This is a genomic window from Shewanella sp. 553, assembly GCF_059338375.1.
Window position 1 is genome coordinate 509,869 of sequence record NZ_CM181701.1, and the last position, 13,888, is coordinate 523,756.

The window sequence follows — 13,888 nt, forward strand, 5'->3', positions numbered from 1 at the left end:
CATCTCCTAAATTATTTGAGATGGTCTTTTAGTTTTAGCAATATTGATAATATCGTAAACAGTGGATTTATCAGGATTCGCTATAGGCTCGCGTAATGCGGACAAGACAAAGATATGTGTTCGAGTTTTTAGCGGTTTTAATAACTTAACTCATTGATTATAAACATCTATTTCCATAAGGTCAGGTGTGGTCACACATCAATTATGTGGTAATAGGAACAGATGAATAAAGAACTTGTTTTCATTATGCTATCGTTAGCAATGGCTCGAAAATAAGACATTTGTGGCCTAATGGTAAGAAGGCAGATTCATTATGCTAAGGAGAGTATATGGAGCACGGCAAAAGGATAGTGATATTAATTGTGTTACTGCTAACGGCATTGGGCTGCTATGTTATTGGCTTGCATCTAGGTGCATTGCTCTTTTTGGTGGCTGGCGTGCTGCTCGAATGTGCTTTTTGGTTGCACCTATTTAATCGCGAATAAAAGAAGTAGTGCTGTCACTTTTAGCGCGATGCCAGTCCCAGTAAACTGGGCCCGCTGTTTAACCAAAATCTAGCTTATGTAAGACGTTAGAGTTACTTTGTTCATAAGCATAATTAAGGCCAGCAATTGCTGACTTTAATTGTTCATTAAGGGTGATAAAACCATGGTGGGCTAGGTTTTACGTAACCGAACACAGTTTCCTAAATGCTTTCACCTATTGTCACGGGCACATCAAAGTATTGACCATTACGTATGATGGTCATGGTGACTTTAGTACCTGGTGGGGTTTCTGCAATTCTGTCCATCAGCATCTCAACGCCAGGCACCACTTCATCGTTAAACTTGGTGATCACATCACTGGGTCTGAGCTTGGCAAAGGCTGCAGGGCCTTGGCGATCAATATCGGTTATCAATACCCCTGTGAGATCGGGCAGATTAAGAATTTGTGCCATCACAGGGTTAATAGGCTCGCCTGTAATACCTAATGCGCCACGGATCACCCGACCATCTTTTATCAGTTTACCCATAATGCTGTGGGCTAATTTAATGGGGATCGCGAAGTTAATCCCATGTCCACCACCTTCACCACCCACCTGAAATGCGGCCGTATTAATGCCAATCAGTTGACCGCTGGTGTCGATAAGTGCCCCGCCAGAGTTCCCTGCATTGATGGCAGCATCTGTTTGTAAAAAATCGAGGTAACGCGAGCTGGAGGCCATTGCGCCCAGTAGCACTGATGATCCCTTGTGTAATGGTTTGGCCTAAGTTGTACGGATTACCTATGGCTAACACCACATCACCCACTTGTGCCGGGATCTCAAGGTTAATTGGGACGATTGGCAGGCTGTCACCTTCGATTTTTAAGACTGCCAAATCGGTTACAGGATCAGATCCCACCACTTCAGAGGTAAACTTGCGACCATCTTGCAAAGCGACCACGATTTCATCGGCTTTTTTAATCACATGGTAGTTGGTCAGTATGTAGCCCGCTTTACTCATGATAACCCCAGAGCCCAGCCCTTGCAGTGCTCCAGAGTTTAATGGTTGATTTTGGTCTATGCTCAGGCTGTAGATGTTCACTACCGCGGGGGCAGCCCGACGAACCGCATGTGAAAATGACAACTCAATTCCTTGCTTACCGCGGGACTGAAACAAGTTATTACTCGAGTGTTGCCCTGTCAGTAGTGGGGTAAGGGTCAAAAAGACGCCAGCCATGATCAGCCCAAAAAATACAGCTTTGCCAACATATATCGCAGTGTCTTTAAGAGTCATTATTGAATGAATTAGGAAAAAAGTTGAGTAAGATTAACATGTTTATTTATAGTGCACTATTAGCTATGTCAGGTTATTGCAGCAACATAAGCCGAGTAAAAAAAACAAGGAGGCGATAATGGGATTATCGCCTCCTTGTTGGGAGAGCATTTAACGTAGGACGAGATAGAGACTATTGCCGTCACGCAATATTTTCAGTGCCACCACACCCGTGGAATCTTTGAGCTCAGCTTTAAGGGCTTTAAGATTATCTATTCGGGTACGGTTTATACCTACAATAATATCGCCTTTGAGCAAACCACTGGCTGCAGCTGGAGAGCCTTGAGCTATTTCGGTGATCTCAACACCTCTCTTAACATTTTCAAGTGTTGCACCGGCTAGCATTGGGTGTACGGCTCCCGCTGCGGTTTCGCTGGCTTGATTTGCCTCACCCAAGGTGGCGGTTACGGTTTCTTTATCGCCATCACGGATCAGTCCTAATTTTACCGTTGCACCCGCCCCCATGGTGGCCACTTTGGCGCGTAATTCTTGGAACGACTTAATGGGCTTATCGTTAACGCTAATGATAATATCACCAGCTTTGATACCCGCTTTATCGGCGGCGCTATCAGGCATCACCTCGTTAACAAAACCACCATGTTGGGTTTCTAAGCCAAAACCTTCGGCTAGGGCTTTATCGAGATCGCGTCCACTGACACCAAGTACACCGCGACGCACTTCGCCATGTTCAATGATCTGCTCAACGAGGTTATTGACCATGTTGGCTGGGATCGCAAAGCCAATACCTACGTTACCGCCGCCTGGGGCCACAATCGCAGTATTGATACCGATAAGTTCGCCATTAAGGTTGACTAGGGCTCCTCCCGAATTCCCGCTGTTAATGGCCGCATCGGTTTGAATGAAGTTTTCTAGCATCTCAATCCCCAGCCCTGAGCGGCCCATAGCACTGACAATACCTGAAGTGACAGTTTGCCCCAGACCAAAGGGGTTACCAATGGCCACTGCAAAGTCACCCACCCTTAGTTCATCAGAGTCGGCACGCTTTAATGCCACTAGATTTTTGGCTTTAATTTGTAATAGAGCAATATCGGATTCAGCATCTGCACCGATTAATTTAGCTTCTATTTCACGGCCGTCATGCAAACCGATTAAGATCTCATCTGCGCCATCGATCACGTGGTTATTGGTGACAATATAACCTTTGTCGGCATCGATAATCACCCCTGAACCTAAGCCTTTAAAGGGGCGTTCTTGTACCTGTTCGCGTGGGGCATTTGGCCCAAAGAAATAACGGAACGCGTCGGGCAGTCGTTGCTTAGATACGTGGGTTCCTGATACTGCTACGGCGACCACCGCAGGGGTAGTTTTTTCTAACATAGGGGCTAAGCTTGGGAGTTCTTGACCACCCACCGCTAATGGAATCGCTGCCTGAGAGACGGCAGGCATCACCATGAGGCTAGCACCTAGTAACGCTGCTGATAGTAGTGATAATTTTGTTTTCATTTATGTCATGACTCCAATAGTTGGGATAATGGACTTATGATAATCATAGATATAAGGTTGATTTACCTCATATCAAGTCATTAATCTTAAATCTGTTATTCACTCCGACCGTACTCGTTTACGCAAAGTTCAGCTTGATTAACAAAGGTTAATTTTTTTGTCATTTATTCAGTGCCTTGTTAATGGTTGTATTGCGCTTATGGCGAGCATTTCGTGGCGCTGTTTTGCCGTCTTTTGTCTGAGTGGTATGACTTAGGTACGCTTACTTAAAAGTGCTGAATCCATGCCGTTGAGTCATCCCTCAATGTTTTTATGATATGTACAAGTGCCACTTGTTAAGCGTATAGCCGTTCTAGTGTAGTTGTTATTTTCGACTATCGTACAGCGTATGCGACTTAAGTCTAAATGAACGTATTTTAATGGTTTAATTCACCTAATCAGTGAGTTAGGTTGGTGTGATGGTTGATGTTAGTTAGATGGAATTAAGTAGATATTTATGAGATTTAGCATTGCTCGTGCTAACATCGCCTCGTTGATTTAAGGATAGAAGAGAATATTTCACGTGTCACATCTCACTCCCTGGGAACATTACCAGCAAGATTTACAGCGAACAGATTTCTCCCATGATCCCGCGCAAGAACAAGCGGTTAAGTCGCTGCAACGTGTCTATGATGAACTTATAGTAAGCCAGCAGCCCCCTAAAGGATTGGCAAAATTATTTGGCTTTATGGGTAAATCGACTTCCCAAGTGAAAGGCTTATACCTTTGGGGCGGCGTGGGACGTGGTAAAACCTATTTGATGGACACCTTTTATGATGCCTTGCCGGGTGATAAAAAGTTGCGTGCCCATTTTCATCGTTTCATGCACCAAATTCATTTGGATTTAGATGGGCTAAAAGGTCAGCGAGATCCCTTATTGGTGATTGCTAAGCGGATGGCCGAACGTTATCAGGTGATCTGTTTTGATGAGTTTTTTGTCTCGGATATTACCGATGCTATGCTGCTCGGCACGCTATTTGAAGCCCTCTTCGCTGAAGGGGTGGTATTAGTTGCTACCTCTAATATTATTCCCGATGAGTTGTACCGAAATGGACTGCAGCGTGCCCGTTTCTTACCGGCGATAGCCTTGATTAATAAACATTGTGAAATTTTAAATGTTGATAGTGGCATCGATTACCGTTTGCGCACTTTAGAGCAAGCCGAAATATACCACTATCCTCTTGATCCACAGGCCGATAAAAATTTGCTGAGTTATTTTGCTCAGTTAGCGCCAGAGTCAGAAATATCTTACGCGCCAATTGATATCGATGGCCGCGAAATCACCATACGTCAGCAAGCGCAAGGTGTGCTGCTCATCAACTTTCGAGACCTGTGTGATGGTCCCCGTAGCCAGCGCGATTATATGGAGTTGGCGTGCCTTTATCATACGGTATTGCTCAGCGGAGTCGAGCAGATGGGGAGCAATACGACAGGCGATGATATTGCTCGGCGCTTCCTCGCCATGGTTGATGAGTTTTATGAGCGCAACGTTAAATTGATTATCTCGGCTGAAGTTGAGCTGGAGCAGATCTATACTGAGGGGTTACTCTCATTTGAATTTAGGCGCTGCCGCTCACGCCTTATTGAAATGCAATCCCATGATTATTTAGCATTGGAACACCTCCCTTAAAGATATCGGTTTATAAACGTTGATTATCCCAATGAGTTACGCGCCATGATTGGCGCGTTAACTGCTGAAGTAATCAAAATCACGATTAATTTATTCTGTTACCCAAGTACGATTAGCGTAACGCGGGGTAAATCATTTAAATTAGCTAAAAAATTAGATGATTTTTAACTCAGCTTTGTCTATAATTCGCGACCTGCCCTCGTTACTCCATCTATACGGTGGAAGTTGTAAAGCCTTATTCTTTGCTCGAAGGGGCGGGGAATGGCACTTTTTGTGTTGTTATTTAATAATGAATGACGGCATGTGAGACAGAATTTTAACATTGGGTTTTTGTAAATGAAGACTACTTTTACTGCTACACCAGAAACCGTTACTCGCGACTGGTATGTTGTTGACGCTGAAGGTAAAACTTTAGGTCGTATCGCTACTGAAATTGCTACCCGTTTACGTGGTAAGCACAAGCCAGAGTATACACCGCACGTTGACACTGGCGATTACATCATCGTTATCAACGCTGAGAAAGTTACTGTTACTGGTAATAAAGCGAAAGGCAAAGTGTACTACTCGCACTCTGGTTTCATCGGTGGCATCAAGCAGATCACCTTTGAAAAGCTGCAAGATCATAAGCCTGAAATGATCATCGAGAAAGCAGTGAAGGGTATGTTACCTAAAGGTCCTTTAGGACGTGCCATGTTCCGTAAACTTAAAGTTTACGCTGGTACAGAACATAACCACGCTGCACAACAACCTCAAGTTCTTGATATCTAAACAGGATTAAGCAAATGGCTGCAACTCAGTACTACGGCACTGGCCGTCGCAAAACATCTACTGCTCGCGTATTCGCTAAAGCAGGTAGTGGTAACATCGTCGTGAACCAACGTCCACTTGACGAATACTTTGGTCGTGAAACTGCTCGTATGGTTGTTCGTCAACCTCTAGAGCTAGTTGAAATGACTGACAAGCTAGACATCTATGTAACTGTTAAAGGCGGTGGAACCACTGGCCAAGCAGGTGCAATCCGTCACGGTATCACTCGTGCACTGATGGAACTTGATGAAGCTCTACGTCCATCTCTACGCGCTGCTGGTTTCGTTACCCGTGATGCTCGTAAAGTTGAGCGTAAGAAAGTGGGTCTACGTAAAGCACGTCGTAAGCCACAATTCTCTAAGCGTTAATATTTCGCTTCGAAAATTCAAAAACCCAGCATTACGCTGGGTTTTTTTATAACTAAATTCTGCTATTTTTAGGATTGAGATTATTTCATTGTCCTATTTAAGGAACGCTGTTTATGTCACTGCAATTAATCATGCTTGCGCTCGGTTTAGTGCTGGTTATCGAAGGTATTGGACCTTTATTATTCCCTAATCGTTGGCGTGCTTACTTACAAGACATTTCCAATCAAAATCAAAGTCTTCTTCAGAGGCTGGGCGGTAGTTTAGTCACTGCAGGGGTGATCATATTGATTATTTTTTCATAAATTACTTGCCACTTCCCCCCTAAGATCTGCTAAAATCCCGTTTTAACCACTACCTTGCAGCAAATAATGGGCAAAAACGTCGTAGTTCTCGGCACCCAATGGGGTGACGAAGGAAAGGGTAAGATAGTCGATCTACTTACCGAACAGGCCAAATATGTCGTTCGTTACCAAGGTGGCCACAATGCGGGTCACACACTGGTTATCGATGGTGACAAAACCGTTCTTCATCTTATTCCATCAGGAATTTTACGCGATAATGTGAAATGCATTATTGGTAATGGCGTGGTGCTAGCACCAGACGCTCTGATGACTGAGATCAACATGCTTAAAGAGCGTGGCGTACCTGTAGAGGAACGTCTACTTATCTCTGAAGCGTGTCCTTTGATCCTTCCATTCCATTGTGCGTTAGATGTCGCTCGCGAAAAAGCGCGTGGCAACAATGCTATTGGTACTACGGGTCGTGGCATTGGTCCAGCATACGAAGACAAAGTTTCTCGTCGCGGTTTACGTGTAGGTGATCTGTTTGATGCAGAATTGTTTGCCGTTAAACTAAAAGAAGTTATGGCTTACCATAACTTCATGCTGACCGAATACTACAAGTGTGAAGCAGTTGATTACGAAGAGACATTGAAAGATGCTCTAGCCATTGCTGATTACTTGAAGAGCATGTGTACAGACGTATCTGAGCTGCTTGATCAGGCACGCAAAGCTGGCGAACCAATTCTATTTGAAGGTGCTCAGGGCACGTTATTAGATATTGACCATGGTACTTATCCGTTCGTAACCTCTTCTAATACTACCGCCGGTGGTGTTGCAACGGGTTCAGGATTTGGTCCACGTCATCTAGATTACGTTTTGGGTATCATGAAGGCATACACCACTCGTGTTGGTGCAGGTCCTTTCCCAACAGAATTGAAAAACGAAATCGGCGACTACTTAGGTACTAAGGGTCACGAGTTCGGTGCCACTACTGGTCGTAAGCGTCGTCCAGGTTGGTTAGACGTTGTCGCAATGAAGCGCGCCGTTCAAATCAACAGTGTTAGCGGTTTCTGCTTAACTAAACTAGACGTTTTAGACGGCCTAGAAGAAGTTAAGATCTGTGTTGGCTATCAATACCCAGACGGTACTGTAGCAACTACGACTCCGTTAGCGGCTGAAGGTTACGAGCAGGTAACACCTGTACTCGAAACCATGCCTGGTTGGAGTGAAACTACTTTCGGCGCCACTTCTGTTGATCAATTGCCACAAGCGGCATTGAACTACATTAAGCGTCTTGAAGAGTTGCTGGAAACGCCAGTCGATATTATCTCAACGGGTCCCGATAGAAACGAGACCATGATTCTGGTGAATCCGTTTAGTTAATCATAAGGGCCGCGTTAAGCGGCCTTTTTATTGAGTCAGGCAAAAGAAACGGCTATAGATAGACGAGCGTTATTAAGGTATATGCCCAGCTGCCGATAAGATAAGTTATACTGCCCAATGACTGTGTTCCTACAGGTGATACAGGGCGCGAAATCGATATAGAGAATTTTGTTATGCTACGATTGGTATTCTTTATTATTTTGAGTTCCTTATCTTTAACCAGCTACGCAGATACCGAGGCTGTTGAAGTTTACAGCCAAGAACAATTGATTGATATGATACGAGATAAATCGTATCTCACTCGAGTCACCAGTGACGACTGCCAGTTACTGCAAGATATTGAGGCCCGTGCCGAAGTGCTGAAACAACCGCTGTATCAGTACCTTTGGGCTGAAATGCTCAATTATGGGATTTGCGTGACCGCCAATCCGCCAAGGGGTATTTCATTGCTTCGCGATGCCGCCGAACAAGGTAGCGCCGAAGCCATGGTTAGGATTGCCGAATATTACCGAGATGGTAAGTTTGTCATCCAAGATAGAGAGCGTGCAGTGCAATACACACTGCCCGCTGCCGCCAGTGGCGATCTTCCTGCACGTATGATGTTAGTGAGGTTGTTTGGCGAAGGCTATGGTAGCCCACGAGATTACGAAATGGGTTATCATTGGCTATACAATGATGTATTTAGTGATGAGGCGATGAAACAACAAGCCTTACAATTATTGATGGTGCTAGAAGCAAAAATGCCCGCCAGTGCAGTTAAGAGGGCAAAGCAGGAGCATCTGAGATCCCGGTAATTGCCCCAAGCAATTAAGCATGGGCTGACATTTTGGATATTGAATGATCAACGATCCGCATTTAAAGCGTGAACAACAGAAGTACGACAACCCCATCCCCAGCCGTGAGTATATTTTAGAATACTTGCGCTCACAAAAATCACCCCTCAATCGCGAAAAAATTGCAGATGCACTCAACATTGTTGATGAAGAGCAATTAGAAGCATTGCGTCGTCGTCTACGCGCGATGGAACGTGATGGTGAGCTAGTCTTTACGCGCGGGCAAGCCTATGGCTTACCTGAGCGCATGGACCTACTCAGTGGCACTGTGATTGGCCACCGCGATGGTTTTGGCTTTTTAAAGCTCGACGAAGGGGGTGATGACCTTTATATCAATAACCGTGACATGTTGATGTATTTTCACGGTGATAAGGTTTTAGCTCAAAAAGCTGGCGTCGATAGAAAAGGGCGCGGCGAAGCACGTATTGTGCGCCTAACTCATCAGCGCACCGCCCCATTGGTGGGCCGTTTTCATATCGACTCAGGCATGGCCTTTGTCATCGCCGATGACAAACGTATCACCCAAGAGATTTTAATCCCTAACGAAGATCGCAACGGCGCCCGTCAAGGCGATGTGGTAGTAGTCGAATTAACCCGTCGTCCAGACCGCCATATCAAGGCTGCCGGTAAAGTGGTTGAAGTGTTAGGCAAAGAGATGGCACCCGGTATGGAGATAGAAATTGCATTACGTAATTACGATCTTCCCCACACTTGGTCGAGCGCTATCGAAAAGAAACTGCGCAAGATCCCCGATGAGGTAACCGAAGAGGAAAAGCAAGGTCGTGTCGACCTGCGTAAGCTGCCTTTGGTGACCATTGACGGTGAAGATGCACGCGATTTCGATGATGCCGTTTATGCCGAAACTAAAAAAAGCGGTGGCTGGCGCTTATGGGTTGCCATTGCCGATGTGAGTCATTATGTGCGCACCGAATCGGCGCTGGATCAAGAGGCGCGTGCACGAGGTAACTCGGTTTACTTCCCATCGCAAGTGATCCCTATGTTGCCAGAGAAGCTGTCAAACGGCCTGTGTTCACTCAATCCAGGGGTCGATCGCTTGTGCATGGTGGCAGAAATGACTATCTCAGCCTCAGGTAAACTGTCGGGTTATAAGTTTTACCCAGCGGTGATGCACTCTCACGCACGTTTAACCTATACCCAAGTTGCCGATATGCTCGAAGGTGGTGAGGTGAGCGATGAGCTCAGACCTATCTTCCCGCATCTACAGACGCTGCAATCTTTGTATCTGGTCTTAGAGCAAAACCGCGCTAAGCGCGGCGCCATTGCCTTTGAAACTACAGAGACCCAGTTTGTGTTTAACGCCGATCGTAAGATTGAGCGTATTGAGCCGCGTCATCGTAATCAGGCCCATAAAATCATTGAAGAATGTATGATTTTGGCTAATGTCGCCTCGGCTAAATTTGTGCAAAAGCATAAAGGTGAAGTGCTATATCGAGTGCATGAAGCGCCATCTGAGCAAAAACTCACTAATTTTAAGGACTTCCTTAAAGAGCGTGGACTCACCATGGCTGGTGGGTTAGAGCCGACTCCGGCTGATTATCAAGCCTTAATGGAACAGATTGCCGACCGACCCGATGCCGAACTGATACAGGTAATGTTGCTGCGCTCGATGCGCCAAGCTACCTATACCCCAGATAATCAAGGGCATTTTGGATTAGCGCTAGAGGAGTATTCCCACTTCACTTCGCCTATTCGCCGCTATCCCGACCTTATCTTGCACCGCGTCATTCGCTATCTATTAGCCAAGGAGCGAGGTGAAGGCAAAGATAAATGGACCCCAGATGGGGGTTACCATTACCAGATTGAAGAGTTAGACCTGCTCGGCGAAGAGTGTTCAACCACTGAGCGCCGCGCCGATGAAGCCACCCGAGATGTCAGCGATTGGCTTAAATGTGAGTTTATGCGAGATCATGTGGGGGATACCTTTGAAGCTGTGATCGCCTCGGTGACTCACTTTGGTCTGTTTGTGCGGCTAAGTAACTTGTTTATCGATGGTTTAGTACATATCTCTAGCCTAGGCGGTGACTATTATCATTACGATAATATGCGTCAACGCCTTGTGGGCGAAGCCTCTGGTCAGGTGTACCAGATTGGCGATCCGGTGACGGTTAAAGTGGCCAGCGTGAATCTTGATGATCGCCAAATCGATCTTGTGATGGTTGGTGATGAGGGACGCTCGCCAAGGCGAGGTAAGAGTAATAAGCCGCTGACGGCCCGTGAGCGGGTTAACCTTGAAGGTGCTAAGCAAGGTAAAGGGACTGGCGATAAAACGGCGCGCAAACCTCGACGCAGTAGCGCTAAGGCCGCAGCCGGTAAGCCCAAGGCAGACGCCAAAGCACCCGCCAAGCGTAAAACCAATGGGGCTAAAGGTGGTGCAGCTAAAGCCAAAGCGGATGCAGCCAAAACTGGCGCCAAAAAACGTAAGCCAGTAAAGCGTAAAGTCACTAAGTAATAAGCGCAGTAATAAGAGAAAATATATTAATGAAAAAACAAGATATCACCTTCGGCATTCATGCACTTGAAGCAGTGCTTAACCATAGTCCCGAACGTGTGATTGAGATGTGGGTATTGCAAGGTCGTGACGATCAACGCTTAACCCCACTACTTGAAATCGCCGCCCAGTATGGCGTGTCAATTCAAAAAACATCGCGTAAGGCGCTCGATGAGAAGGCGGGTAGCACCCAACATCAGGGTGTTTTGGCTCGCGTTAAAGCGGTTAAACAGCTTAACGACAACGATCTGTTAGCCTTAGTGGAAAAGACCGACACCCCATTTTTGCTCATCCTTGATGGCGTTACCGACCCACATAATCTGGGGGCCTGTTTACGTAACGCTGATGCCGCAGGTGTTCACGGCGTCATCGTGCCACGTGATAACTCGGTTGGCTTAACCCCAACGGTTAGTAAGGTAGCATGTGGCGCGGCTGAAGTGGTGCCACTGTTTCAGGTGACTAACCTCGCACGTACCATGAAGAGCCTGCAAGACAAGGGGATTTGGATCATTGGCGCAGCAGGCGAAGCTGAGCATAATCTGTATCAAGCCGACCTTAAAGGACCGCTAGCCATTGCCATGGGCGCCGAAGATAAGGGTCTGCGTCGTTTGACTCGTGAGAGCTGTGATTCACTTGCCTCCATCCCAATGTCGGGCAGCGTTTCGAGTTTAAACGTATCGGTCGCAACGGGGATTTGTTTATTTGAGGCGGTTCGCCAAAGAATTAGCTAATCGCCAATTCGATGGTCAATTGTTGATTTGGCCATTAGCTGGCGATAGCTTTTAGCCAATAGCGTTGATAGATGCCGATGAGGGTTACCTTCATCGGCACTTTTGTTTCTGGCATTAGGTCAAGTTGCTCTCAGTGATACTTGCACACGGTTCCTGCCTACAGGTGAGCTCGGCAACTCAGCCAAACAGCCTGCTATTGTTGACCTTGAAATAAACGTCAGCATCCCTATTTATTATTAGCTAGTGCTACCATAAAGAGGTTATATCGATGAAAAAATTACATATTAAAAAGATGTTAGCGGTTTCGGCCTTAATGCTGTTGCCATCGTCTGTGGTCATGGCATCGAGCGATTGCACACATTTAATGGGCTGTGAAAGAAAATTTTGTGAAATTGAAACTCAGCTAGCACAGGCTAAAAAGCAGGATAACTACCATAAAGTTAATGGGTTAACTAAGGCACTTGAAGCGGCTAAAGCTAACTGCAGCAATGCAGCGTTACGCCAGGAGTTGATTAAGGATATTGATGATGTTAACCAAGATATTGCCGAGTATACCCAAGCATTAGAAGAAGCCAAGGCCGAAGGCAAGCAAGATAAGGTGATAAAGTATCAACATAAACTGCAGAGTGAGCGGCAGCAGTTATTGCAGTTGCAAACTGAGTTATCCTACTTTAAGTAATGCGGTGCTTACTGACCACTGGCCGATGGGGGGAGCAGCAAATGGTCAGGAGCGTAAATCTGAGATGGTGTGCCAGTGACGGCGCCCCATCTCTAATATCATCCCTGTCGCTAAGCCCGCTGCGGTATTGACAAATAAACAGATCGTCGCGGTCGAGAGAATGACAAAAATACAAAAGGGTTTACCGTCGATAAAGCGTTTTGACCATGCCAACTGCACTCCAGCAATGGCAAGCAGGCTGCCGAGCACTGCTAAGGGGATAAGCGAGAGTAGACTTGCGATGTTCTCACCCCAACATAGGGCGATGAGTAAGCAACTGGTGCCAAACAGGGCTGGTGCAATCCAAGTTCTGGCACCAAAATGATATTGCACCGCTAGCCCTCCAGCACCATGGCACATGGCGGGTGCGCCAAAAGGGGCTAATAACAGGTTGGCCCAACCAGAGCTGGTAGCGAGGCGTTGAGGTGAAAATCTGTCTGGGTGATGGTTGGCATCGTGGGGAAACTTTTCTTTCGCCATAGCTGAGGTAGCGATCACCGCATTGGTGAGTGTCAGTGCTAATTGTGGCAGGACTAATAATCCGGCGGCAGAGGCCCACTCTTGCATGCTGGGCCAGCCCAGCTGCCAATCGTTGCTGGCTGCCAGTGTAAAGCTAGGGGCGAAGCCGCTGTTATATTGCCATACAATCCCGACCACTAGCACTAAAGGCATCACAAGGTAGGGCAGGGGTAAGAAACGGCTGGCAAACAGGGTGCTAAAGGCCAAGATACCGATGAGCCAAGTGTCGCTCATCATCTGGGCCCCCATCCAAATCAGTTGTAACCCTATGGCCAATTGTATTCCAATGCTGATGGCAGGCGACAGCTGTTTAGCCATCCAGGTGATGGCGCCACTATAAGCCAAGATTAAAAGAATTACCCCCATCATTATACCGCTGGCTTGCAACATGCCTGGGGTTAACCCTTGGGCTATCACAAGCGCGGCAATCACTTTCATCGGTTGTACAGGTATCGGCCTGCGGTAGTAGAAGGCGCTAAATAGGGCGAACAGGCCAAAGCCGATAAAGATCCCTTGAGCCGAGAAGTGATTCAGGGCGATAAGCCCCAGCACTAAAGGTAAAAAAGTACCTAAATCGGCAAAAGCTCCGCCGAATTCACCTGTAAATTGATTAATATGTTTCAGTCTGTTGCTATTACAACTCATATAGCTTGCCGTAGAAAATGGTCTTTTAATAACGCAATTTTAATGCCACATTTTTTTGTGGTTATTCATAGGATTAAACTGCTTATATAGTCATTGTTGGTGAGGATGTGAGACAAAATGGCCAACTCGATAAAAATGGTGTATCGAATTGGCCATTTTAGTGAC

12 protein-coding genes and 1 pseudogene are annotated in these 13,888 nt (G+C 46.3%); 10 read left to right on the forward strand and 3 right to left on the reverse strand.

From position 1 onward, the window contains the following. Positions 1 to 329 precede the first annotated feature (329 nt). A complete protein-coding gene (locus AC5YBZ_RS02395) occupies positions 330 to 485 on the forward strand; it encodes a hypothetical protein (protein WP_494543376.1) in 156 nt (51 codons plus the stop codon). A gap of 200 nt (positions 486 to 685) precedes the next feature. Here the strand turns inward: AC5YBZ_RS02395 and degS are convergent. Together degS and degQ are read right to left on the reverse strand one after the other, a co-directional pair. After that, positions 686 to 1,757 (reverse strand): annotated as a pseudogene (gene degS / locus AC5YBZ_RS02400) (outer membrane-stress sensor serine endopeptidase DegS). A gap of 150 nt (positions 1,758 to 1,907) precedes the next feature. Next, positions 1,908 to 3,260 carry a Do family serine endopeptidase DegQ gene (degQ, locus tag AC5YBZ_RS02405; RefSeq protein WP_475515756.1) on the reverse strand — a complete coding sequence of 451 codons (1,353 nt, stop codon included), beginning with the start codon at positions 3,258 to 3,260 and terminating at the stop codon, positions 1,908 to 1,910. Positions 3,261 to 3,822: 562 nt separating this feature from the next. Between degQ and zapE the strand changes: the two genes are divergently transcribed. The 9 genes from zapE to AC5YBZ_RS02450 all read left to right on the forward strand — a co-directional run bounded on the left by zapE (position 3,823) and on the right by AC5YBZ_RS02450 (position 12,520). Further along, complete coding sequence (gene zapE / locus AC5YBZ_RS02410; RefSeq protein WP_494520135.1) at positions 3,823 to 4,929, forward strand: cell division protein ZapE; 1,107 nt, start codon at positions 3,823 to 3,825, stop codon at positions 4,927 to 4,929. A 336-nt stretch (positions 4,930 to 5,265) separates the two neighbouring features. Continuing rightward, the gene (rplM, locus tag AC5YBZ_RS02415) at positions 5,266 to 5,697 is read left to right on the forward strand and encodes a 50S ribosomal protein L13 (protein ID WP_110455785.1); all 432 of its coding nucleotides are present in this window, start codon (positions 5,266 to 5,268) and stop codon (positions 5,695 to 5,697) included. Positions 5,698 to 5,711: 14 nt separating this feature from the next. Next, complete coding sequence (rpsI, locus tag AC5YBZ_RS02420; RefSeq protein WP_028762637.1) at positions 5,712 to 6,104, forward strand: 30S ribosomal protein S9; 393 nt, start codon at positions 5,712 to 5,714, stop codon at positions 6,102 to 6,104. A gap of 113 nt (positions 6,105 to 6,217) precedes the next feature. Then, positions 6,218 to 6,406 carry a DUF2065 domain-containing protein gene (locus AC5YBZ_RS02425; protein WP_475515758.1) on the forward strand — a complete coding sequence of 63 codons (189 nt, stop codon included), beginning with the start codon at positions 6,218 to 6,220 and terminating at the stop codon, positions 6,404 to 6,406. 66 nt (positions 6,407 to 6,472) lie between these two features. Next, the gene (locus AC5YBZ_RS02430; protein WP_475515759.1) at positions 6,473 to 7,768 is read left to right on the forward strand and encodes an adenylosuccinate synthase; all 1,296 of its coding nucleotides are present in this window, start codon (positions 6,473 to 6,475) and stop codon (positions 7,766 to 7,768) included. Positions 7,769 to 7,941: 173 nt separating this feature from the next. Further along, the gene (locus tag AC5YBZ_RS02435) at positions 7,942 to 8,562 is read left to right on the forward strand and encodes a tetratricopeptide repeat protein (protein WP_475515760.1); all 621 of its coding nucleotides are present in this window, start codon (positions 7,942 to 7,944) and stop codon (positions 8,560 to 8,562) included. A 43-nt stretch (positions 8,563 to 8,605) separates the two neighbouring features. Next, entirely contained in the window at positions 8,606 to 11,071 is a 2,466-nt protein-coding gene (rnr, locus tag AC5YBZ_RS02440; RefSeq protein ID WP_494543377.1) for a ribonuclease R, read from the forward strand. Between the two features lie 29 nt (positions 11,072 to 11,100). Then, positions 11,101 to 11,841, forward strand: coding sequence for a 23S rRNA (guanosine(2251)-2'-O)-methyltransferase RlmB (rlmB, locus tag AC5YBZ_RS02445; RefSeq protein ID WP_119977219.1), 741 nt, complete (start codon positions 11,101 to 11,103; stop codon positions 11,839 to 11,841). A 268-nt stretch (positions 11,842 to 12,109) separates the two neighbouring features. Beyond that, on the forward strand, positions 12,110 to 12,520 hold the full coding sequence (locus AC5YBZ_RS02450) for a DUF1090 domain-containing protein (RefSeq protein WP_494543378.1): 411 nt from the start codon (positions 12,110 to 12,112) through the stop codon (positions 12,518 to 12,520). Positions 12,521 to 12,565: 45 nt separating this feature from the next. Here AC5YBZ_RS02450 and AC5YBZ_RS02455 read toward each other — a convergent pair whose 3' ends face one another. Beyond that, positions 12,566 to 13,723, reverse strand: coding sequence for a putative sulfate/molybdate transporter (locus AC5YBZ_RS02455; RefSeq protein ID WP_494543379.1), 1,158 nt, complete (start codon positions 13,721 to 13,723; stop codon positions 12,566 to 12,568). Positions 13,724 to 13,888 lie beyond the last annotated feature (165 nt).